Below are 21,375 nucleotides of genomic sequence, written 5' to 3' on the forward strand. Positions count from 1 at the left end.
AGCAGCTGCATTCGACAGCCAGAAAACACTGGAACAGGGCGGTCAATCCGCGCTATCAAGCCAGGCGCGCCCACGACCCGCTCGGGTCTTATCAATGCAGACTGTGCAAGTGTACGAAATGCGGCCTGGTGCGCTGTGACGTTGGCTACCGATTCAAGCAAGGTCTGGAATGGATTTGAAGGTCGTGGTTTCGGGAGCAAGCGGCAACGTCGGACGCAAGATCGTTCCTCTTCTGCTTGAAGAAAACATCGTTCCGCTGCTCGTTGGCAGAGATCCGGAAAAGCTCAAGGCACTGTTTCCCCGTTGTCAGGCGATTTCCCACCCGGAAATAGACACGGCAGCGATGGGCTACGACATCTTCTTGCACCTCACAGCGCTTAACAACAATGTGCCCGCAGCCTATGATGAGTTTGAAAAGATCAATGTCGATCTGAGTGTCGAGGTCTGCAACAGAGCGAAGAACGCCGGTGTCGGGCGCTTCGTCTTTGTGTCGTCCACTCATGCGCTCGACGACAACAATCAATCCCACTACGCACAAAGCAAGAGAGCCGCAGCCAAGCAGCTTGCCGGTATCAGCGGAATCGACGTGCGCGTGCTCTATTCGCCTCCAGTCATCGGAGACAGTCTTTCGGGGCGATTGCGCATTCTGGAGAGCCTCCCGAAAGCTGTGGCTCGGTCCCTGCTCGTTGTCGTTGCCGCTTTGAAGGCGACCGTTCACGCCGAACGGCTTGTCGAGGCAATTGTTCGTCCAGATCCCGGTGATATCGACACCGAGAAAGCGCAATTGGTCACCGATGATCAGGACCGGAACCGTGTTTACGGCGCGCTCAAGCGGATGATGGACCTTTCGGCGGCGATATTTGTGCTGGTCTTGCTGTGGTGGCTTATGGCCATTGTCTGGCTGCTGGTCCGACTGGATTCTCCGGGGCCTGGCCTGTTCAAGCAAATCCGTGTCGGGCGCAACGAACAACCTTTCCTCTGCTACAAGTTTCGCACCATGCACCTGTCCACGCCGCAGAAAGGCACACACGAGGTTCCCGTCAGTTCGGTCACCCGATTGGGCAGGTTCTTGCGCCGCACGAAGCTTGATGAGCTTCCGCAATGCATAAACCTTCTTAAAAACGAGATGAGTCTGGTCGGACCCCGGCCATGTCTGCCGTCGCAAACCGACCTTGTGAGAGAGCGGCGACGGCGCGGCATATTCGCGATCAAACCCGGAATTACCGGCCTTGCCCAACTCAATGGCGTCGACATGAGCGACCCGGAAAAGCTGGCGAAATGGGACCGCCGCTATCTCGATTTGCGCGGAATCCTGCTTGACCTGCGGCTGGTCATAGCGACGGCGCTGGGCAAAGGCGGTGGCGATCGCACCCTGGTCTAGGTGATGCGGCGCTGTCAGTCACCTAAAGGGCAAGGCACCGTATCGTGGGCCTTTGAGACCTGCAGGCAGAGGATCGCCCCGATCACCGGTGCCTAAGCGATGAAACTCGACACCCCGCTGCTGGACCGGGCAACGGCGATTGACGCCTTGCCCAAGGATCTGACATGCGCCATCTTTTTGCAGGTGGTTGCAGACGATGTTTGTTGAATGCGATATGCAGGGATTGCGCAAGTTCGCGCTGCCCAGGACCATTTTGAGCATCACAGCTATCTGGAGACCGTGTGTTGAATGCGATGACCCATCCCTACGCCGGCGACGGCAGCCACACCACAAGCTATTACGCGGCTTCCGCCAACCCGGCGCCAAGGCGGCCGGAGCTGTCGGGTGATCAGCAGATTGACGTGTGCATCGTCGGCGCCGGATACAGCGGCCTCTCGACCGGGCTGCACCTGGCGGAAAAGGGCTACAAGGTCGCCATCATCGAAGGCGCGCGGGTCGGCTGGGGCGCCTCCGGGCGCAATGGCGGACAGATCGTCAACGGGTTGAACGCCAGCCTGCAGACGATCAGGAAACGCTATGGCCAAGACACCGCCACCTTTGTCGCCGGCCTGGTGCAGGAGGGCGGCGAGATCATACGCGAGCGGGTCCGCACCTATGACATCAAATGCGATCTGAAGGACAAGAACATCTTTACCGGCCTGACCAGCGCCCATATGCGCGAACTGGAAGATCGGATGAAGCTCTGGGCCAGCTACGGCATCAGGAATCAGGAGATGCTGGACAGGAATGAACTGCGCAGACACGTCAATTCCGACCTCTATGCCGGAGGCTTGATCGACCACTCCGGCGGCCACATGCACCCGCTCAACCTGGCCCTTGGCGAGGCGGCCGCGTTTGAGCAGAAGGGCGGCACGATCTATGAAATGTCGCCGGTGATCGATGTGGATCATGCGGCGGCACAGCCCGTGGTCAGAACCAGCAAAGGGTCGATGACCTGCAAGACGCTGGTTCTGTGCGGCAATGCCTATCTCGGTCACGTCGTGCCGACGCTGACATCGCGGGTGATGCCAGTGTCAACCCAGGTGATGGCAACCGAGCCTTTGGGCGAGGCGCGGGCGCGGGATTTGCTGCCGACGGATATCTGCATCGAGGATATCCGCTATGTCCTCGATTACTACCGTCTGTCAGGCGACAAACGTCTGCTGTTTGGCGGCGGGACTGTTTATGGCGGCGCCGATCCCAGCGACATCAAGGCAAAGCTGCAGCCCAACATGGACAAGGTGTTCCCGCAGCTCAAGGGAGTGAGGATCGACTACGCCTGGAGCGGCAATTTCGCGCTTTCCTTCAGCCGCGTGCCACAGATGGGCCGGATTGGTGACAACACCTATTTCGCCCATGGCTACAGCGGCCACGGCGTTACCGGATCCCACACCTTCGGGCGTATCCTCTCCGAGGCGATTGACGGCGACCTGACGCGGTTCGACGTGTTCGCCAAGGTGCCGTGGTATCCGTTTCCGGGCGGCCGCATGTTCCGTGTTCCCTACTCGGTGATCGGGTCCTGGTGGTACGCGCTGCGCGACAAGCTTGGCGTCTAAGCCGGTCAGAGCCGAGCTGCAGTGACAGCAACCGACAGCGCCGCGGATCCCATGGGATGCGCAAAGGACGCTATCTGTTTGACTCAATCACCATTCCGGCCTTGGTTTCAGACTTCCGTTCTACTTGAACAGGTTTGGAAGGCCGACTGCAATTCCCGGAAACAGGAAGATGAGGGCCAGTCCGACAAGCTGCAACACGACGAACGGCCCAACCGAGGCATAAACATCGCCAAAACTGACATTCCTTGGCAGGACACCCTTCAGCCAGAACAGCACGAAGCCGAACGGTGGCGTCAGATAGGCGATCTGGATGTTGACAATGAACAGGGCCCCAAACCAAAGTTTGTCAACGCCCAATTGATCCACAATCGGAATGAAAAGCGGCGTGCACAGCATGATGATCGCCCAGTCGTCCATGACCATTCCCAGGATCAGGATAATCAGCATCATCATTGCCAGGATCCCGTTGGTACCGCCGGGCATCGACAACACCAGTTCCGTCAAAAGATCCTGACTTCCCATTGTATTGAACACGTTCAAATAGATGTTAGCGCCGATCAGGATCCAGAGCCCCATCCCGGTCAGCTTGAGTGTTGTGGCAATGGATTTGCTGAAGACATTCCAGGAAAGACGTCCGTAGACCAGGTTGATGATCACTGCACCGGTGGCACCGAATGCGGCCGCTTCGGCCGGGGTTGCCACGCCTCCCCAGATAACGCCCAGAACGAGGACGATCAGAACGGCGAACGGCCAGATATTGATGACAGCCCGGGTTTTTTCCGTTCGGCTGAAATGCTGCTCCTGAGGTAGCGCAGGGCCCAGTTTCGGCTGCAAGCGGCACCGCACACCGATGTAAATGATGTAAAAGCTGGCCAGCATCAGCCCCGGAACAATCCCGGCAAGGAACAGATCCCCGATCGAGACCTTTGCCAGCAGGCCGTAGAAAATGAAAGGCACGCTCGGCGGGATCAATGCCCCCAATGCGCCACCCGAAGCAATCGCGCCAATCGCGATCTTGCGATCATAGCGGTATTTCATCATTGACGGATAGGCGATCTGTCCCATCGTGATCGTCGCCGGCGGGGTAATTCCGGTGACAGCGGCGAAGATAGTGCAGACAACGACCGTCCCCATCGCCAGGCCGCCATGGATATGACCGATCAGCTTGTAGACGGCGTCATAGGCCATGTCGGCAATGCCTGAGTAGCGGATCAGGCTTCCCATGAACAGGAACAGCGGGACCGTCACAAGGATCGAATTCCAGGGCGTGTAGTAAAAAGCGCTCGGAACTGCAAACAACGCGCGGGGTTCGAAAATCATCGCGAAGATGACGGCCGTACCACCAAGCCCGAATGCTACCGGCAACCCCATGAAAAGAACCGCGAACAGCACCAGAAAATAAAGAGCGGTAATGACTTCCAAGCTCATGGGGTATCCTATGAAACAGGGGATAATTCAGGAAATGAATTTGCCGCGAGATCTGGGCCCGCACCGATATCGTTTCGTGTTCTGAGACGTGGCCGGAAGCTTCTGGGGGGTGCCTGTCCCCAGCTCATGTCAGGGACAGGCAAATGCGTGCGAATTCCACTCGGCGTCTTACTCGATATAGCCCTTGTCCTTGAGGAACTGCGTCCACAGGGCGACGCCCTTTGCGTTGCCATCCGACAGGGCACCGACCTGCGGCCAGACCTCGCTGATCGATTTCGCACGCATGCGGGCGATCTCTTCGTCTGCCATGGTGATCACTTCGCCACCGGAATCCTTGAGCACTTGCAAGGCATGTTCGACGCCGTCGAGATGCATCTTGCTGGTTTCGAAATAGGTCGATTCAAAGATGCCGTCGATCTGCTTGCGCTGCCAATCGGTCAGCGCGTTCCATTTGTCCAGATTGATGAAGATTTCCTGATGTTGCGCCGGGTTCCAACCGGGCAGGCTGGCGTATTGTATCACCTCCTCGTAGGACATGTCATCAATACCGCCGGTATCCCAATAGGTGCCCTCAATGGTGCCAAGCTTGATCGCCGTATAGATGTCGCCGGCATTCAGCGAGACGGGTGATCCGCCCATGGCAGCGTGGAAAATCGCCTGCGGTCCGCCAGCCCGCATCTTCTTGCCGGCAAGGTCTTCCAGCTTGTTGATCGGGAACTTGGTGAACATGGCATTGGGGCCCTGGTCCGACCAGCCGGCCCAATGCAGGTTCCGCGCATGGGCGGCCTCCTGGACGATATCGCCAATCCGGTAATCGGGATTGCCCCACATGGCTTCCCATGCCTCCTCCGGGGTGGTCGCGCCCATCGCCATGCCGAAAGCCAGCATGCCTTCGGGCATCTCGCCGCCATAGACCGTGGCCCAGCCGGCATAACCGTCGGTCTGCCCGGCAACGGCGGCGCTGAAGGCTTCCGAGCCGCTGGTCAGAGCGCCTGCCGGTTCGACGCGGATCTTGACGCTGCCCTGGGTGGCCTCCTCGACAGCCTTGACCCAGGGCATCAGCCCGTTGTCCCACCCGGCATCGGTTGAATCGAAAGCCGGCTGGAACACCCAATTCGTCACCTCGTCCGGGGGGCCCTCTGCCTGCGCCAGCACGATCGATCCACCCAGCACCAGCGCACTTGCCGATACGAATGTTGTCTTGAGAATGTTAGTCAGAATATTCATAAAGTTTCTCCTCCCTTTGCCAATTCTGGCCTTCAGTCGTCGCTTGTCTGTCCGATAATCCATCACAGCAAGTCATCATCATTTTCCACCTCTGAGGCCTGTCCGGTCACCAGAGTCCGGATGTCGATAACCAGTTGCTTGAGGACAACCAGCATCACCACCACAGCCGCAAGCGGAATCGCGCTTTTGATCGGGTAGATCGGAATCGGCACGCCTGTCGGCGTGACCTGGTTGAGTTTGATGGAAAGAAGCGCCGCATCGACGCCTTTCCAAAACAGGATTCCCAGAAACAGAAAGGTGAAAGGTACCGTCAGGATGTCAAGAATGGCCTTGGTGCGGGCACTCGCACTTGCATAGAACAGATCGAGTTTTACAAATGATCCGTGGTTGAGCGCATAGGCTCCGCCAACACAGGCGATCAACACCATTGCAGCCTGGATCGATGTGCCGATCCACATCGAGGGCGCATTGAGCACATAGCGCAGGAAGACGTCGGTAATCCCGAAACACATGCAATAAAGGATGAGAATCCAGCCGAGCCATCCCAACAACTCGCACAGTGCGTCGATGCTCCGACCGTACCAATCTGACATACTGTCGCCTCCCAGCCTTTGTAGTCAGTCCACCTCTTCTCAGTTCAGACGCATCATACGGATAACCGGATTTTCGAGATCTGGCAATCATGCAGTGTTCCGCCCCGGATCCGGCCGACCTACGCCTGCAGCGTGCTTTTGTTCGACTTCACGCAGACTCGGGCCCAGCGACACTCGTCATTGCCAGACTGAATGAAGGATGACCGGAAGCGCAATTGACGCAGGGGCAGACAAACCAAGCTGAGGCTTGCCCTCTCACAGGATCAGGATCAAGATAATTGAAGCGTTGCCGATGCGCCGGACACCTCGTTTCAAGTTCCGAAAAGGAAAGCCGATGTACAAACACATTCTCGTTGCGACCGACGAATCCGAACTTGCCCTGAAGGGGCTTGAGCATGGGCTGGCACTTGCCAAATTGCTGGAGGCGAAAGTTTCGATCCTGACTGTGTCAGAGCCCTTGAACCAGGAAGCCGCGCGCCTGGCGCAACTGGAAGGCGTTCACAATGCTGCCACGCGCTACGATCAACAGCTTGAGAGCCTTATGAAGGAGCGGTTTGCATTTATTGAGGACCGCGCACGGGACCACGGGATCAAGGTGGAGCTGATCCACGAGATTGACGAGTCCGCTGCCGAAGCCATCGTCCGCGTCGCCAAGTTGAGCCAATGCGATTTGATCGTGATGTCGTCCCATGGACGGCGGGGTGTGCAAAAGATGCTGCTCGGAAGCCAGACATCGGAGGTGTTGGTCAAGACCCATACCCCGGTGCTGGTCATACGGTAGGAGTTTGATCACCACGGTTGTGTGCGGCATAGACCTTCTTCATCTGCACAGGACAGCACCTCGCGACCAAGGCCGGAAACGCCGCAGCAAATGCCGGGGCGGGTTCACCCCCTAAAGCGGCTTTTTCAGCCATCTCGACAGGACGCCGACGATGCCTTCCCGGAAGACCAGCACCCCGATGACGAAGATCACGCCCTGAATGACCGTGACCCAGGCACCGAATGTGGCGAGATAGTTCTGCATGGTCACGATCATCGCCGCACCGACCAGTGGGCCGAATATCGTGCCCATGCCGCCCAGCAGGGTCATCAGCACGACTTCGCCCGACATCGACCAATGCACATCGGTGAGCGAGGACAGTTGAAACACCTGACTCTTGGTGGCGCCGGCCAGACCTGCCATCGTCGCCGACAGCGTGAACACGATCAGCTTGTAGCGGTTCACGTCATAGCCCAGAGAAATTGCGCGCGGCTCATTCTCGCGGATCGCCTTGAGCACCTGACCGAAGGGCGAATGCACGATCCGGTAAAGCAGCAGGATGCCGCCGAACGTCACCACCAGCACGAAGAAATACAGCGCGATGTTGTCGGCCAGCGATATCAGTCCGAACAGGTCGCCGCGCGGCACGCTCTGAATTCCGTCCTCGCCGCCGGTGAATTCGGCCTGCAGCGCGACAAAATACACCATTTGCGCAAAGGCCAGCGTGACCATGGCGAAATAGATGCCCTGCCTGCGGATCGCCAGCGATCCGATGGCCAGGCCCAGCACACCTGCGGCTGCGGCGCCGCACAGCACCGAAAGTTCCGGGGTCAGGCCCCAGACCTTGGCGGCATGGGCAGCGACATAGCTTGCGCCGCCGAAATAGGCGGCATGGCCAAACGACAACAGCCCGCCAAAGCCCAGCAGAAGGTTAAAGGCCGCCGCAAACAGCGCAAAGCACATCACCTTCATGGCGAAGACCGGATAGACAAAAAACGGCAGCACGATCAGCCCGGCCAGCAGGAGGGAAAAGATGATCTTGTGCAATCTCGGCATGCCGGCGGTCTGCACCACGGGCGCGGCATCGATTGTCTTGTCTTTCATAGCCATCAGGCAGGTCTCCCAAACAGCCCTTCAGGCTTGATCATCAGCACGATTGCCATGATGACGAAAATCACGACGGCTGATCCTTCGGGATAGAACACCCGCGTCAGACCCTCGATGAGGCCGAGCATATAGCCGGTCACGATGGCGCCCATGATCGACCCCATGCCGCCGATCACCACCACTGCGAAGACGACGATGATCAACTGCTCGCCCATGGTCGGGTTGACCGAATAGATCGGGGCGGCCAGCACGCCTGCGAACCCGGCCAGCGCCACGCCGAACCCGTAGGTCAGCATGATCATCAGCGGCACGTTCACACCAAAGGCGCCGACCAGAATCGGATTTTCCGTCGCCGCGCGCAGATAGGCGCCCAGCCGGGTCTTTTCGATCATGAACCAGGTCCCGAAGCACACCAGAACAGAGGCGGCGACGACCCATGCGCGATAATTGGGCAGGAACATGAAGCCGAGATTGTGCCCGCCCGACAACAGATCGGGAATTTGATAGGGCAGACCGGAAATGCCGTAATAATTGCGGAACAGGCCCTGAATGATCAGCGCCAGACCAAACGTCAGCAACAAGCCGTAGAGATGATCGAGATGATAGAGCCGCGACAGCATGGTGCGTTCCAGCACGATGCCGAAGGCCCCGACGATCAGCGGCGCCAGGATCAGTGCAGGCCAGTAGCCAATGCCGAGATAGTGCAACAGCATCCAGGCCGCAAAGGCGCCCGCCATGTACAGCGCACCATGGGCAAAATTGATGATGTTGAGCAGTCCGAAGATCACGGCCAAACCGAGCGACAGAACCGCATAGAACGACCCGTTGATCAGCCCCAACAAGAGTTGGCCCAGCAGAACCTGCGGTGGTACTCCCAATAACTCGAACATGTTTTGGCCCTGTTGCGCGGTTTCGTGAAAGACTGTCCGCCCCACCTCATCGGCGGGGCGGACAGGGTGCCGGGTTTACATCTTGGTGAAGTCGCACTCGTCGAGCATCGGCAGGAAGGCTTCGTCGCCGGTGATGGAAGAGATCTGGTTGTAGAGATCCCATTCACCTTCCGACTGGTCGGGTGACTTGACTTCGAACAGATACATGTCGTGAATTGCACGACCGTCGCCGCGCACGGTGACCTTGCCAAAGAGCGGATCGTTGAATTCCATCTCTTTCATCTTGGCGACGACGGCCTTGCCGTCATCCGCGCTGCCTACGGCCTCGACTGCGGCCAGATAGGCCATCGTCCCGGAATAGACCCCGGCCTGAACCATTGTCGGCTGCGCGCCGTGGATGTCCATGAACCGCTTGGACCATGCGCGGGTGTCGTCGTTCTGATCCCAGTAGAAGGCTTCGGTCAGCGACAGTCCCTGTGCGGTCTCTGCCCCCAGTGCATGCACGTCGGTGACGAAGAACAGCAAGGCCGCCATTTTCTGTCCGGCCTGCGTGATGCCGAATTCCGACGCCTGCTTGATCGCGTTGACGGTATCGCCGCCGGCATTTGCCAGACCGATCACGTCGGCGCCGCTGCCCTGTGCCTGAAGCAGGAAGGAGGAGAAATCCTGCGCCGGGAACGGCACGTTGACCTTGCCGACAACTTCGCCGCCACTGTTCTCGACGACCCGGATGGTGTTTTCCTCAAGCGAATGGCCGAACGCGTAGTCAGCGGTCAGGAAGAACCATTTCTTGCCGCCCGCCTTGGTCATGGCGGCGCCAGTGCCGGTGGCAAGCGCAGCCGTGTCATAGGTCCAGTGGACTGTCGTCGGGCGGCACTGTTCGCGGGTCAGCGAGGTGGAACCCGCACCCGAATCGATCAGAACGCCGTTCTTTTCAGTGGTGATGTCTGCCACGGCCAGTGCGACGGACGACGTCGGCACGTCGAGAATCGCGTTCACGCCGTCCACGTCATACCATTGACGCGCAATGTTGGAGCCGATGTCGGGCTTGTTCTGGTGATCGGCCGAGATGATTTCGACCTTCATCCCCTTGTCGGCAGCCTTGAAATCCTCGACGGCCATGCGTGCGGCCACGACCGAGCCTTCGCCGGACAGGTCTGCATAGATGCCCGAACGGTCGTTGAGCACGCCGAGCTTGACAGCGATCTCCTGCGCCAGCGCCGGGGAACCGGTCATCGCCGCCCATGCAACGGAGCAGATAGCGAGTTTCCTGATCATTTCTTTCCTCCTGATTGTAGCGCGGATGCGCCGGTTGATTGGTGTCTGCTGGCTCACACACCCAGATAGTCGTGAAGTTTCTGGGTATTCTGTTCAAGCTCGCTGTTGGGAATCATATCGACGACCTTTCCCTGATCGACAATATAATGCCGGTCAGCGACCGATGCGGCGAAGCGGAAGTTCTGCTCGACCAGCACGATGGTGAAGCCTTCCTCCTTGAGCGCGGCTATGGTGCGTCCGATTTGCTGGACGATGACGGGCGCCAGCCCTTCGGTGGGCTCGTCCAGCAGCAGCATCTTGGCGCCGGTGCGCAGAATGCGGGCGATCGCCAGCATCTGTTGCTCGCCGCCCGAAAGCTTGGTGCCTTGGCTGCTGGCGCGCCGTTCCTTGAGGTTGGGGAACAGATCGTAGATCCGCTCAATGGACAGGCCACCCTCGGCGATGCGCGGCGGCAGCAGCAGGTTTTCCTCGACGCTCAGCGACGAGAAGATTCCGCGCTCCTCGGGACAAAGTGCGATGCCCAGCCGGGCGATATGCCGTGGCTGCATTCCGATCATTTCGGTTCCGGCAAATGTGACGGAACCGGTCCGCTTGGCCAAAATCCCCATGATCGCCAGCAATGTCGAGGTCTTACCCGCGCCATTGCGGCCCAGCAGCGTGACAACCTCGCCCTGATGCACCTCGAAATTGATCCCGTGCAGAACATGGCTTTCGCCATACCAGCCCTGAAGGTCGCTGACTTTCAATAGCAGCTTCGCCGCGTCAGTCATGGCTTGCTCCGATATAGGCCTCAATCACTTCGGGGGTCTTCGAAATCTCGGCGTAAGTGCCTTCGGCAAGAATTTCGCCGCGCGCCAGCACGGTGATGCGGTCCGACAGGTCGGCCACCACAGACAAGTTGTGTTCCACCATCAGCACGGTGCGGTTGTTAGCGATCCGGCGGATCAGCTGAGAGATCAGCTCCACGTCCTCGCGCCCCATGCCCGCCATCGGTTCATCCAGCAGCAGCATGTCGGGGCTCAGCGCCAATGTGGTCGCGATTTCGAGCGCGCGCTTGCGGCCATAGGGCAAGGCAGCAGCACGTTCGTTGGTGAATTTGGTGAGCCCGACTTCGTCGATGTACTGCCGCGCCTGATCATCGAATTTCGACAGGATGCGGTCGGAGCGCCAAAAATCATAGCTTTCCCCGCGCGTCCGCTGCAACGCCACGCGCACATTCTGCAAGACCGACAGATCCGGGAAAATGGCCGAGATCTGAAACGACCGCACCATGCCCAGCCGCGCGATTTCTGCGGGCTTCATCTGGGTGATGTCCCGCCCCTCGTAAGTGATGGTGCCGCGGGTGGGTTGCAGAAACTTGGTCAGCAGATTGAAACAGGTTGTCTTGCCGGCGCCATTGGGGCCGATCAGCGCGTGGATGGTACCCTTTTCGATCGATAGATTGACGTCGTTCACGGCAACGAAACCCTTGAACTCCTTCGTCAATCCTTTCGCTTGCAGCGCGATTGCCATTCTTCCCCCACGTCGTGATTCGTCCTCGTGTCACGTGCGCAAGTTGCAAGGCCAGGCCGTGTCGAAGGGACAACTACTAGCATCTGGATACTGAATGTAAACACAGATTTGACCTCGTCCGTGTTTCTTCGCAGACGAGGCCGGCGACGCCCACCTCTTGCACATTGCCTGCTGCGCCATTGCGCCCAACGGCAACCGCAGAACCGCGGCGATCATCAACGAACCAACACCGCGAAACGCTGAAATCGGGGACCAAGGTTCAGCTTCAGATGCCCGCCGACACGGCGGCTTCGCGCCAGACCGGCATCGCGGCCGGGCGACATCGCGGGCTAGCCATCGGCGATGCAAAGCCTGATGGCATTGCTGTGATCGAGATAACGAAGGCCAATTTCGAGCACAGCATCCCCCTGGGCAAGAGTAAGTGCCGCGTCTGTTGTGCCGGCAAAGGCAGTGTCACCTGTTGCCAAGCCGTGCGCGTTGACCATCGGCGCGCCTGACAAGACGTGAAACGCCACGATGCCACGCGCAGGCGGCGCGACAACTTGTCGGAGCGGGCCCTGCTTGGCCATCACGTCTGCTTGGCAAAAGGCCGGATCGAACATCAGGTTCAGATCCGTCAGCGAGCCGTCTTTCAGGCGCGCATGGACGTCCAAGCCGCCGTCAAAACGTAGGGGAGTCCAGGGTTCGGCCGCCATCGATCCGTCTGGATGCTGCAAGATCATCCCCCGGCCGGAAACAACCGTCAGGATGCGGACCAACCCGGCAAAATTGGAGAAGGCACCGTCTTGCGTCACATCTGCGCGGCTCAGTCTCCAGACGGATCTGTCACCCGCCATACCCATGGCAATTTCGCGCGTCCTGCCACCGCCGTTCTTCCAGGGAACTTCAACCAGACTTTCACAGCGCAGAAATTTCACGGGACCACTTCCCCTTCGGATATCGAAGGTGCTTGCGGGTTTCAGTAGAGCAAATTCATGTGTCCTCAGGCAAGCAGACCGCGTGCGATGATGGTGCGCTGGATCTCCGATGATCCTTCATAGATGCGGAAAATCCGCAGGTCACGCAGGTAGCGCTCCAACGGGAAATCGCGGGTATAGCCGTACCCGCCGTGGATTTGCAGCGCCGTGTCGGCAATGCGCCATGCCGCTTCGGTCGCGTAAAGCTTGGCGAAGGCGGATTCGGTCGAGTAACGTTGACCGGTTCCGCGCTTGACGGCCGCCTGCATCGACAGCGCCCGTGCGGCGGCGAGTTCGGTGGCGCTATCGGCCAGCATCCACTGCAGACCCTGGAAGTCGGAGATGGGGTTGCCGCCGACCTTGCGCTCCCTGGCGTAGGAAATCGCTGCCTGCAAGGCGGCGTTGGCGATCCCGGTTGCCTGCGCCGCCACTTCGATGCGGCCGTTGTCCAGAACCTTCATCGCCGTGCGGAATCCAGTCCCCTCGTCGCCCAGCCGGTTTGCCTCCGGCACCCAGCAATCAAAGCTGACACCAAACACGTGACCACCCTTGAGGCCCATGGTTCGTTCATGCGGCGCAACATCTATGCCTGGGCTTGTTTTCGGTTCGACGATGAAAGCGCTGACGCCGCGCGCGCCGGCATTCTTGTCGGTCTTGGCATACACCACGATGAAATCCGCGGCCCCGGCATTGGAAATGAAACACTTGGAGCCCTTGATCCGGTATCCGTCGTTTTCACGCACTGCGTAGGTTGTCATATCCGCGGGATTGGAGCCCGCTTGCGGTTCGGTCAGCGCAAAGGCCCCCAATGCCACCCCGGCCGCCGCATCGGGCAGGAAGCGCGCCTGCAACCGAGCGTCTCCACCGAGCAAAATGGAATCGGTTGCCAGGAAATGCGCTGTCAACATCGACGCTGTCGACCCGCAGGCGCCCGCGACGGCCTCGACCGCAGCATAAAGGGCGGGACCCGAAAGGCCGATGCCGCCCATCTCTTCAGGCAAGTTCAGACCCAGCAAACCCAATTCGGCCATGGCCGGCAAATGAAGTGTGGCGAATATCGAATCTTCATCCAGTTTCGCGGCCTGTGGAGCCAGCACTTCAGCACAAAACCGTTCGATCTGGTCGATAACGGCCCGTTCGTCCTCGGAAATGGGATAGGTCATTGGGTCACTCCCTTGTCGAGACCTGCAAGAATTTCATCGGCGTCGGCATTCAGTCCAGGCGCTGCCACACGGCCACCGCGCGGCGCAGCGCCAAAATGCACCGGTTGCTCCGGCACATTGAGATGACCGAGCACAGGATGCAGGACCGCTGATGCCAGACCGCGCTCGATCGCTTGTGGCGACGCCCAGGCCTGCGCGATCGATTGGATTTCGGAGGCGGGAATTCCGGCGCCGGACAGGCTGGCGACAATCTGTTTGACGGTCCGGCCACCGGCCCAGCGGTCGATCCGCTCCGCCAGTGCGGGTTCATTCTTGCGGCGCAAGCTGTCCGAAGCAAATCTCGCATCCGCGGCCAGTTCCGGTTGTTCAATGACATCGCAGAACGTGGCGAACAGGCGGTCATTGAGAACCGCTACGGCGAAATGCCCGTCCCTTGCGGGATAGGTGCCGAACGGCGCCGAAAGCGAATGACGGTTGCCGGTGCGAGTCGGTGCCTCTCCACCCATCAATGTGCGGCAGGCCAGCAATGGCATCATCGCGGTCAGCGAATCATAAAGCGCGACATCCACATATTGCCCCTTGCCGGTCCGGCTGCGGTCGAACAGGGCCACCACCGTCCCCCAGGCGGCAAACAGCCCGCCGGCAACATCGCCCAGCGCCTCGCCGATCATTGTGGGGGAGCCGCCGGGCTCACCGGTCACATCCATCAGGCCGCTCATGGCCTGAATGATGATGTCATAGGCCGGCTTTGCGGCGTTGGCGCCGGTCTGGCCGAAGCCTGAAACCGACACATAGACCAGGCCTGGAAATTCGCTGCGCAAGGCATCCACCCCAAGTCCCAGTTTCTCCATCACACCGGGTCTGAAGTTTTCGACAAGCACATCGGTTTCGCGCAACAGCTTCTTGATCGTGGCAATATCATCGTGTGACTTCAGATCCAGAACGATCGATCGCTTGCCCCGGTTCATGGCCTGGAACAGCAGGCTTTCGCCCTTATGGAAAGGCCCGACATGACGGTAGTCGTCGCCATGGGCTGCTTCCACCTTGATCACGTCGGCCCCCAGGTCTGCCATCAGGGCCGTGCAATACGGCCCGGCCAGAACGCGGGTGAAATCCAGAACTCGCACACCTTCGAGAGGTTTGGTGGTTGGGGCTGCTGCGGCTTCTTGCATTGAAATCTCCGGCTTTGCAGACTGGAGATTAGGGCAGATGGTGCTATAGTAACAAATATCAAAAAAACATATGGCAATAGATGAAACCTATACCTGTAACCATGCGGCAGATCGACTATGTGATTGCCGCCGCCGACGGTGGCAGCACAGCCGCCGCCGCCCGGCTGCTGAACGTGTCACAGCCCTCCGTGTCGATGGCGATCGCCAAACTGGAGGCTCACCTCGGTCGTCCCCTGTTTGCGCGAACTTCCGGGCAGGGCGTGGCGCTGACATCCTACGGGCAGCGTAAACTTGGCGAGTTCAGAACTTTGCGCGCACAGGCTCAGCAGGTTCTCGCCGGACACAGTCCCGAGCGCGAGATTCTGGATCTGGGGGTTTTCTCAACCCTGGGCCCACGCTATGCGCCATCTCTGGTTCGCGGGTTTCAGGAGACGTATCCGAATACCCATATTCGCCTGCACGAAGAAAATCTCGACACCTTGTCTGATTGGCTGGAGACCGGGCAAATCGATGTGGCGCTGACCTACGAGTTCGGCCTGCCGTCAAACCTCGAAATCACGCCGCTTGCCGATGTGCGCCCCTATGGCCTTCTGCCGGGCTCGCACCGTCTGGCGGGCCGGACGTCCGTGAGCATGGCCGAGCTGTTGCAGGATCCGCTGATTCTGATGAGCCTGCCGCACAGTCGCGGATATTTTCTCACCCTGGCTCAAATGCATGGCATCAGCCCCAGAATTGCCTATGAAACCGGCTCGGTCGAAATGCTTCGGTCGATGGTGGCAAACCGTTTGGGCGTCGGGCTGCTGGCGACCGATATCCCGCACCAGACCGCCTATGATTGCCAACCCGTCCTTCGGATGCCGCTTGTGGGAAATCTGGCGCCGCACCGGATTGCGCTGGCGAGATCGGGGCGATTGCGCCCAGGCCCTCTGGTGGACCTGTTTTGTCAATTTGCAGTGCATTACTTCAAAGCCTGATCAAGTCTGCGGGCGCAGGCGAGCCGGCAAGGTTTCCGGTCTGCCGCAATTGGCGACAACGGTCCCGGTCAATCCAGCCGCAACCAAAATGCGTCTTAACCGTTTTTCTCTCATCAACCCCGTTTGAGAAAAGGATCTGGACCCATGATCGATTATCCGCATCAGCCTGCAGTCGGCTCTCTCGGCGAACCTGTGTCGCCGCACCAACCCGCTGGTGATCTCAAAACATACCGGCTGGAGCCAAGCGCCCGGCCGGACGATCCGCGATGGGACAATGCGCCCAATCACGGCGTCGTCCGGGTTCGCGCCTTTTCGCCCGCCGATGCCCGCATCGTTGCCGCTGAAGCCGAAGTCGATTTTCTCGATATCGACGCCAAGCCGGGAGACGGAACAACCACCGATTTCGCCAGCGCCTTTCGCGACGACAAGCTCTATCACGTCAGCCTTGATGAGGAAGGCCGAGTGCAGGGGCCGCGCGGGCTGATCCGGGAAGCATGAGGCAGCGCCGCCTTCGGCCTGATCATCGCCCTTGCCGAGGTTAAAGGGCCACACTGCCGAGCCCTGTCGCAATCTGCAGAGGCATCGGGGCTAGCCGGGCTATTCGGACATTGCCCGCTCTCCTGATCCAAGGCCCGCATATCGGTCGGGTCGCCGCACGGGCGATCGGGGACAGTGGTGCCCGTTGATACTCCTGATCCTTCAGCGGAAGTGCGGCGGCAACCCGCGCCACAACTCTCGTCTGATGGCGCTACCCCACGTCACCGCGCTTCTCGATCACACCGAAATCGCTGGATTTTTCGTGCGCCTCGGCTATCTCGACACCTTCGGCGGCAAGGCCGCGGCGCAGCAGCTCGCGCACCGCGGATGCGCGGCTCGGCATGCGCTGCTGAAAACGCCAGTCGTCCAGGGCGCTCAGCTCCTCTGGAGAGACCATGATCTGAAGGCGTTCATTTCTTTCGCGGTACATCTGCTGAACCCCGGAGTTAAAGTGGCTTCCTGCTGTATGTTAGTAAGTGCCGTTATGTTTTCAAGTCACTAAATTTGGGGTGTTGGACCCTTGTGCGTCCGAACCACAACCGTGGCCTTTATAATGTTGTATTTTTCCATCATCATCGAAACCGGCTGCACAACTAACCGGCAATTGCCCTGAGGCTTCACGATCAATTGTCGGTGACGAAGGAAGTAGACATGGAGAGAACTCCGAAAATTCTGGTTTTTGCCGATGAGCCGATGTTCATTGTCACCATGTTGTCCGAACTCGAAGATCGTGGCTTCGCCGTTGTGCCGATGAAACCCGGTGGACGCGAAACATGGCCGCAGCTGCAGGACATTGATGCAGCCGTGTTCGATCTTCATCAGCCCAACGAAACTGCGGTGCACTTGGCTCTGAAGCTTCGCCGGTCGACCATCCCTGTGATCACGCTTGGCAACGGGCCATCGGTCCATTCCGCCCGGCTCGCCGGGGACGACCTGCGCTTTTCCAAACCGGTCGACTATGACCGGCTCGCTGATCGTCTCTACCAGCTGGCCAGCCAGCCTCTCGCCATTGCTCTTCAGGGAAACGCAGGTGCAATCCAGCGGTCCTGCACTGCCTTCGCGGAAGAGCATTAGAGCGCAGCACCGTGCATCCAATGGGCGCAAAGTCGATGTTGCGGCGCGCCCGGATCCCGTTGACAGTGGCGCATCAGCCGGTAATCCGGTCCTCCAGAGCGCTGACAACCGCCTTCGATATGGACTGGTTCACAGGCATCGACAAAAGCGGGCAGGGCTTGTCCAACCGCTTCAGCGCCTGGCCCAGAGCAAATGAATTTGCCGCTTTCAGACGCGACAATTCCTGCCAGGACACAGGCATCGCCACGGGTGCGCCTTCGCGCGCGCGAAGCGAGTAGGGCGCGACCGCTGTTGCGCCGCGATCGTTGCGCAGCCAGTCAACAAAGATTTTCCCCTTGCGCTTCGCCTTTGACATCGTGGCCACATACCGGTCTGGCTCGCACCGCGCCAGGTAGCTGGCGACGGTGCGGGAAAAGAACGCGACCGTGTCCCAATCTGCGGTCCGGCGCAGCGGCACGACCACATGCACGCCCTTGCCGCCTGTGACCATCGGCAGACTGTCGAGCCCGATGGCCGTAAGCAGCTTTTCGATGTCTTTGGCAGCAGCCTTGACGTCGGAGAATGACAATCCCTCGTCCGGATCGAGATCGAAGACCAGCCGGTCGGGTTTTTCCAGCAGATCGGTGCGCGAACCCCAGATGTGAAACTCGATGGTTCCCATCTGTGCAGCGGCGGCAAAGCCCTTCTTTCTGGCGATCACCATATAGGGCTCGGTCTTGCCGGAACTTTCCTTGATATCGACCGTGCCGATGCCATCGGGAAACCCCTTGCCAGCATGCTTCTGGAAGAAGCAGTCGCCGTCCCGGCCATCGGGGCACCTGAGCAAGGACACCGGACGGTTCCCTGCAAGCGCCAGCATCCTGTCTGCCGCCTTTGCATAGTAGTCGGCCACGTCGGCCTTGGTGCAGCCCGCATCGGGAAACACCACCCGGTCGGGGCTGCTGATCCGGACACCCAGAACCGTCTTGGTTTTACCGGTCGCATTTTCCGTTTTCTCAAGCTTCACCACCGTTGCCTCCTTGTCCTCGCGCACACCCTTGAACACCCCGTGACGAATACTGCCCTGATCTGTCAGTTCTGCATATTCCACCTCGACGACAAGGTCCGGCTTCAGCCAGTGCGCCGACCGGGCAATGTCGGCCGGGACCTCGGCAAACGGGCTGGTCTGGCGCTCGCGCCCGCGCATCAATGTGCTGAGGCTGTCGAGATCTGTCTCGCTGAAGCCACCGCCAACCCGGCCGCGATAGTTGAGCTCGCCCTTCTCCCGCGTCCCCACCAGCAGTGACGCGAACGGGCGGTGCCTGGCAGGTGACGGCGAGACGCCGCCAATGATGAATTCCTGTCTGAGCCTGGTCTTGATCTTGAGCCAGCTTCCGTTCCGGTTTCCCGCATAGGCGCTGGCGCAGGCCTTGCTGATGATCCCTTCGCCGCCGGCTTTTCCGATCGCGGTGTAGACCTCGGCTCCGTGGCCTCTCACATGGTCCGAATAGCGGATCGGTGCGCCCTTCTCCTGCCCCGAAAGCAGCAGCGCCAGCGCTTCCTTGCGGTCGGTCAAAGGCTGCCTGTCGAGTTTGTCGCCATTGAGCTCGATGAGATCAAAGGCCATGTAAAGGACAGACCGCCCCTGTTCGAGATCGGCCTGCAAGGCCGAGAAGGCCGAACCGCTGGCCTTGCCGGCGGACACCACCTCGCCATCAATCAGCGCATTTCGACAGTCAAGCGCGGCGAAGGCCTCGGGCAACCCGACATAGCGGTCGGTCCAGTCCAGTCCGGACCGGGTGTAGAGCTTCACGCCGCCCTTGCCGAGCGCTGCGAGGCAGCGATAGCCATCGAATTTCGTCTCGTGCAGCCATCCGTCGCCATCCGGGACGCTGTCGCTGAGTTTTGCCAGTTGCGGCTTGCGGAATTTTGGCGTCGCCAGCGTGAATGTCGTCGCTCCAGACGTCTGCCGCGCCGTTTTGACCGGCGGCTTGCGGCCGGGTTTGCCCGCTGCGATTTCCTCCATGCTGCGCGCAGTGGAAATGCTGGTGACGTGACGCGCGACCAGAGCGTCTTCGTCCTTTTCTTCAAAAGCGTCGTGCTCCTTGATCAGCAGCCAGTTTTCCCGGCTCTCCCTGGTGCGCATCCGCACAAGCGTCCAGCGGCCCTTCATTCTCTGCCCGTGCAGGATGAATTTCAGCTTTCCGGATTTCAGGCCCCTGGCGAAATCTTCCTGAGGCTCCCACCAGCCCTCGTCCCACAGCATCACTGTACCGGCGCCGTATTGCTTTGCCGGAATCGTGCCCTCGAACCCGCCGTAATCCAACGGATGATCTTCTGTTCGGACAGCCAGCCGCCGGATGGCGGTGACCGCGCTTGGGCCCTTGGTCACCGCCCAGCTCAGCAACACCCCCTGCCATTCCAGCCGGAAATCGTAATGCAGCCGTCGTGCGGCATGTTTCTGAACCACGAAAGCCGGCCGATCCGACGCTTTGCCGGCCGCCTCCCCGCTGGGTTCGGCGGTCTTGGAAAAGTCGCGCTTGGCGACATAATCGGCGAGTTTCTGAGCGGTCACCGACATCACGCGGACTTCTTCTTCGCCGCCGCCTTCGTGCGCCTGCCCGCCCTGGAGTTTTTGGAGGAGGATGACTTGCCCTCCGTCTTAGCGAGACTCTGTTTCAGCGCCGCCATCAGATCGATCACATTGTCACCGCTTTCGCTCTCGGCATCACTGTCCTCCGTCTGAACCCGCTTGGTTGCCTTGCTCTTGGTCTTGCGCTCGATCAGAACCTTGAGCGCGATCGCATAATTGTCCTTGAAGGCATCGGCCTTGAATGGGCCGGTCTTGCGCTCGATCAGCGATTTGGCAACCGAAAGCAGGTCTTCGTCTGCGGTGTGGTCCTCAATCTGCGCGAACAGCGGATCGGCATCACGGATTTCCTCCGCGTAATGCAGCGTCTCAAGCAACAACCCGTCTCCACAGGGTTTGACCGCCGCCAGATACTCCTTGCCGCGCATCGTCACCTGGCCCAGCCCCACCATGCCGGTGGAGCGCAGTGCATCGCGCACGACACGGTAAGCGTCTTCTGCCAGATCGTCGGCCGGCACCAGATAATAGGGCTTGTTGAAGTAGAGCGGAGAGATCTCGCAGGCGTCGACGAACTGGACAAGCTCAAGGGTCTTCTTTGTCTCGAGCTTGATCTCGTCGACGTCTTCGGGGTCAATGAGCAAGTACTGGTCCTTCTCGTACTCATACCCCTTCATGATATCGCCGGCATCGACCGGGCCGACACCGGGCACAGTCTTTTGATAGCGCACCCGCTTTCCCGAGGGCTCATGGATCTGGCGGAAACTGATACGCGCACCGGACTTTGTGGCGGAGTACATTTCCACCGGGATCGAAACCAGCGAGAGGCGAAGCTGTCCCTTCCAGATCGGTCGTGCGGCCATGGTCTGCTCCAAACTCGGGTTTCCACGCGCGGAACAAGCCTCAATCCGCCCGCAGAGGTGCTCAGCCTCTTGTGTGACTTTCCGTATAGAGATGCCGGGCACGCAGCCGCGGCGCCAACGCCCAGGCTATTGGTACGGTTGCCACAAATCCGGTCACGATGACCATCGGCAACAGATACTTGGCGTGGTCGGCCAGCGCCGGGATCGACAGCACCGTAACAGCCCCGGCGCCAAACAGCACCGCGTTGACTGGCAGGGCGATCAGGCCGGCGATGAATGTACGGGTTCGCATGGCGGTC

20 protein-coding genes and 1 pseudogene are annotated in these 21,375 nt (G+C 59.7%); 6 read left to right on the plus strand and 15 right to left on the minus strand.

Going from position 1 to position 21,375, the window contains the following annotated elements:
* Nucleotides 1–169: 169 nt before the first annotated feature.
* On the plus strand, nt 170–1,381 hold the full coding sequence (locus tag PZ897_RS20315) for a sugar transferase (protein ID WP_343217472.1): 1,212 nt from the start codon (nt 170–172) through the stop codon (nt 1,379–1,381).
* 293 nt (nt 1,382–1,674) lie between these two features.
* Nucleotides 1,675–2,976, plus strand: a complete 1,302-nt coding sequence (locus PZ897_RS19055) for an FAD-binding oxidoreductase (RefSeq protein ID WP_275754581.1) — start codon at nt 1,675–1,677, stop codon at nt 2,974–2,976.
* A 120-nt stretch (nt 2,977–3,096) separates the two neighbouring features.
* Here PZ897_RS19055 and PZ897_RS19060 read toward each other — a convergent pair whose 3' ends face one another.
* From PZ897_RS19060 to PZ897_RS19070, 3 genes are all read right to left on the minus strand, one after another.
* The gene (locus PZ897_RS19060) at nt 3,097–4,404 is read right to left on the minus strand and encodes a TRAP transporter large permease subunit (RefSeq protein ID WP_275754339.1); all 1,308 of its coding nucleotides are present in this window, start codon (nt 4,402–4,404) and stop codon (nt 3,097–3,099) included.
* A gap of 168 nt (nt 4,405–4,572) precedes the next feature.
* The gene (gene dctP / locus PZ897_RS19065) at nt 4,573–5,631 is read right to left on the minus strand and encodes a TRAP transporter substrate-binding protein DctP (RefSeq protein ID WP_275754340.1); all 1,059 of its coding nucleotides are present in this window, start codon (nt 5,629–5,631) and stop codon (nt 4,573–4,575) included.
* A 62-nt stretch (nt 5,632–5,693) separates the two neighbouring features.
* The gene (locus PZ897_RS19070; protein WP_275754341.1) at nt 5,694–6,224 is read right to left on the minus strand and encodes a TRAP transporter small permease subunit; all 531 of its coding nucleotides are present in this window, start codon (nt 6,222–6,224) and stop codon (nt 5,694–5,696) included.
* Nucleotides 6,225–6,558: 334 nt separating this feature from the next.
* Here PZ897_RS19070 and PZ897_RS19075 point away from each other — a divergent pair, with 334 nt between their 5' ends.
* Complete coding sequence (locus PZ897_RS19075) at nt 6,559–7,005, plus strand: universal stress protein (protein ID WP_275754342.1); 447 nt, start codon at nt 6,559–6,561, stop codon at nt 7,003–7,005.
* 111 nt (nt 7,006–7,116) lie between these two features.
* On the opposite strand, the gene PZ897_RS19080 is transcribed toward PZ897_RS19075, so the two are convergent.
* From PZ897_RS19080 to PZ897_RS19115, 8 genes are all read right to left on the minus strand, one after another.
* Entirely contained in the window at nt 7,117–8,088 is a 972-nt protein-coding gene (locus PZ897_RS19080; protein ID WP_275754582.1) for a branched-chain amino acid ABC transporter permease, read from the minus strand.
* Nucleotides 8,089–8,093: 5 nt separating this feature from the next.
* The gene (locus PZ897_RS19085; RefSeq protein WP_275754343.1) at nt 8,094–8,981 is read right to left on the minus strand and encodes a branched-chain amino acid ABC transporter permease; all 888 of its coding nucleotides are present in this window, start codon (nt 8,979–8,981) and stop codon (nt 8,094–8,096) included.
* A gap of 75 nt (nt 8,982–9,056) precedes the next feature.
* The gene (locus tag PZ897_RS19090; RefSeq protein ID WP_275754584.1) at nt 9,057–10,217 is read right to left on the minus strand and encodes an ABC transporter substrate-binding protein; all 1,161 of its coding nucleotides are present in this window, start codon (nt 10,215–10,217) and stop codon (nt 9,057–9,059) included.
* A 95-nt stretch (nt 10,218–10,312) separates the two neighbouring features.
* Nucleotides 10,313–11,029, minus strand: a complete 717-nt coding sequence (locus tag PZ897_RS19095) for an ABC transporter ATP-binding protein (protein ID WP_275754344.1) — start codon at nt 11,027–11,029, stop codon at nt 10,313–10,315.
* Nucleotides 11,022–11,771 carry an ABC transporter ATP-binding protein gene (locus PZ897_RS19100; protein ID WP_275754345.1) on the minus strand — a complete coding sequence of 250 codons (750 nt, stop codon included), beginning with the start codon at nt 11,769–11,771 and terminating at the stop codon, nt 11,022–11,024. Before PZ897_RS19100 ends, PZ897_RS19095 begins: the two co-directional genes overlap by 8 nt.
* A 329-nt stretch (nt 11,772–12,100) precedes the next feature.
* Nucleotides 12,101–12,688 (minus strand): HutD family protein, encoded by a 588-nt coding sequence (locus tag PZ897_RS19105; RefSeq protein ID WP_275754346.1) that lies wholly within the window; start codon nt 12,686–12,688, stop codon nt 12,101–12,103.
* A gap of 65 nt (nt 12,689–12,753) precedes the next feature.
* On the minus strand, nt 12,754–13,890 hold the full coding sequence (locus PZ897_RS19110) for an acyl-CoA dehydrogenase family protein (RefSeq protein ID WP_275754347.1): 1,137 nt from the start codon (nt 13,888–13,890) through the stop codon (nt 12,754–12,756).
* Nucleotides 13,887–15,062, minus strand: coding sequence for a CoA transferase (locus PZ897_RS19115; RefSeq protein ID WP_275754348.1), 1,176 nt, complete (start codon nt 15,060–15,062; stop codon nt 13,887–13,889). Before PZ897_RS19115 ends, PZ897_RS19110 begins: the two co-directional genes overlap by 4 nt.
* A gap of 80 nt (nt 15,063–15,142) precedes the next feature.
* Here PZ897_RS19115 and PZ897_RS19120 point away from each other — a divergent pair, with 80 nt between their 5' ends.
* The gene (locus PZ897_RS19120; RefSeq protein ID WP_275754349.1) at nt 15,143–16,036 is read left to right on the plus strand and encodes a LysR family transcriptional regulator; all 894 of its coding nucleotides are present in this window, start codon (nt 15,143–15,145) and stop codon (nt 16,034–16,036) included.
* Between the two features lie 228 nt (nt 16,037–16,264).
* A pseudogene (locus tag PZ897_RS19125) lies at nt 16,265–16,477 on the plus strand (hypothetical protein); the annotation flags it as partial.
* A 307-nt stretch (nt 16,478–16,784) separates the two neighbouring features.
* Here the strand turns inward: PZ897_RS19125 and PZ897_RS19130 are convergent.
* Nucleotides 16,785–17,003, minus strand: coding sequence for a hypothetical protein (locus tag PZ897_RS19130; RefSeq protein WP_275754350.1), 219 nt, complete (start codon nt 17,001–17,003; stop codon nt 16,785–16,787).
* A 221-nt stretch (nt 17,004–17,224) separates the two neighbouring features.
* On the opposite strand from PZ897_RS19130, the gene PZ897_RS19135 reads away from it, so the two are divergent.
* Nucleotides 17,225–17,647, plus strand: coding sequence for a response regulator (locus PZ897_RS19135; protein WP_275754351.1), 423 nt, complete (start codon nt 17,225–17,227; stop codon nt 17,645–17,647).
* Between the two features lie 73 nt (nt 17,648–17,720).
* Here PZ897_RS19135 and ligD read toward each other — a convergent pair whose 3' ends face one another.
* From ligD to PZ897_RS19150, 3 genes are all read right to left on the minus strand, one after another.
* Nucleotides 17,721–20,207, minus strand: coding sequence for a DNA ligase D (ligD, locus tag PZ897_RS19140; RefSeq protein ID WP_275754352.1), 2,487 nt, complete (start codon nt 20,205–20,207; stop codon nt 17,721–17,723).
* Entirely contained in the window at nt 20,207–21,076 is an 870-nt protein-coding gene (locus PZ897_RS19145) for a Ku protein (protein ID WP_275754353.1), read from the minus strand. Before PZ897_RS19145 ends, ligD begins: the two co-directional genes overlap by 1 nt.
* 61 nt (nt 21,077–21,137) lie before the next feature.
* Nucleotides 21,138–21,368 carry a hypothetical protein gene (locus PZ897_RS19150; protein WP_275754354.1) on the minus strand — a complete coding sequence of 77 codons (231 nt, stop codon included), beginning with the start codon at nt 21,366–21,368 and terminating at the stop codon, nt 21,138–21,140.
* Nucleotides 21,369–21,375 lie beyond the last annotated feature (7 nt).

The sequence above is a fragment of the Hoeflea sp. YIM 152468 genome (genome assembly GCF_029210485.1).
Taxonomy (GTDB): domain Bacteria; phylum Pseudomonadota; class Alphaproteobacteria; order Rhizobiales; family Rhizobiaceae; genus Hoeflea.

Coding starts and splice junctions, on each gene's coding strand:
- PZ897_RS20315 (WP_343217472.1), top strand. CDS start 170: ATGGATTTGAAGGTCGTGGTTTCGGGAGCAAGCGGCAACGTCGGACGC.
- PZ897_RS19055 (WP_275754581.1), top strand. CDS start 1,675: ATGACCCATCCCTACGCCGGCGACGGCAGCCACACCACAAGCTATTAC.
- PZ897_RS19060 (WP_275754339.1), bottom strand. CDS start 4,404: ATGAGCTTGGAAGTCATTACCGCTCTTTATTTTCTGGTGCTGTTCGCG.
- dctP (WP_275754340.1), bottom strand. CDS start 5,631: ATGAATATTCTGACTAACATTCTCAAGACAACATTCGTATCGGCAAGT.
- PZ897_RS19070 (WP_275754341.1), bottom strand. CDS start 6,224: ATGTCAGATTGGTACGGTCGGAGCATCGACGCACTGTGCGAGTTGTTG.
- PZ897_RS19075 (WP_275754342.1), top strand. CDS start 6,559: ATGTACAAACACATTCTCGTTGCGACCGACGAATCCGAACTTGCCCTG.
- PZ897_RS19080 (WP_275754582.1), bottom strand. CDS start 8,088: ATGAAAGACAAGACAATCGATGCCGCGCCCGTGGTGCAGACCGCCGGC.
- PZ897_RS19085 (WP_275754343.1), bottom strand. CDS start 8,981: ATGTTCGAGTTATTGGGAGTACCACCGCAGGTTCTGCTGGGCCAACTC.
- PZ897_RS19090 (WP_275754584.1), bottom strand. CDS start 10,217: ATGACCGGTTCCCCGGCGCTGGCGCAGGAGATCGCTGTCAAGCTCGGC.
- PZ897_RS19095 (WP_275754344.1), bottom strand. CDS start 11,029: ATGACTGACGCGGCGAAGCTGCTATTGAAAGTCAGCGACCTTCAGGGC.
- PZ897_RS19100 (WP_275754345.1), bottom strand. CDS start 11,771: ATGGCAATCGCGCTGCAAGCGAAAGGATTGACGAAGGAGTTCAAGGGT.
- PZ897_RS19110 (WP_275754347.1), bottom strand. CDS start 13,890: ATGACCTATCCCATTTCCGAGGACGAACGGGCCGTTATCGACCAGATC.
- PZ897_RS19115 (WP_275754348.1), bottom strand. CDS start 15,062: ATGCAAGAAGCCGCAGCAGCCCCAACCACCAAACCTCTCGAAGGTGTG.
- PZ897_RS19120 (WP_275754349.1), top strand. CDS start 15,143: ATGAAACCTATACCTGTAACCATGCGGCAGATCGACTATGTGATTGCC.
- PZ897_RS19130 (WP_275754350.1), bottom strand. CDS start 17,003: ATGTACCGCGAAAGAAATGAACGCCTTCAGATCATGGTCTCTCCAGAG.
- PZ897_RS19135 (WP_275754351.1), top strand. CDS start 17,225: ATGGAGAGAACTCCGAAAATTCTGGTTTTTGCCGATGAGCCGATGTTC.
- ligD (WP_275754352.1), bottom strand. CDS start 20,207: ATGTCGGTGACCGCTCAGAAACTCGCCGATTATGTCGCCAAGCGCGAC.
- PZ897_RS19145 (WP_275754353.1), bottom strand. CDS start 21,076: ATGGCCGCACGACCGATCTGGAAGGGACAGCTTCGCCTCTCGCTGGTT.
- PZ897_RS19150 (WP_275754354.1), bottom strand. CDS start 21,368: ATGCGAACCCGTACATTCATCGCCGGCCTGATCGCCCTGCCAGTCAAC.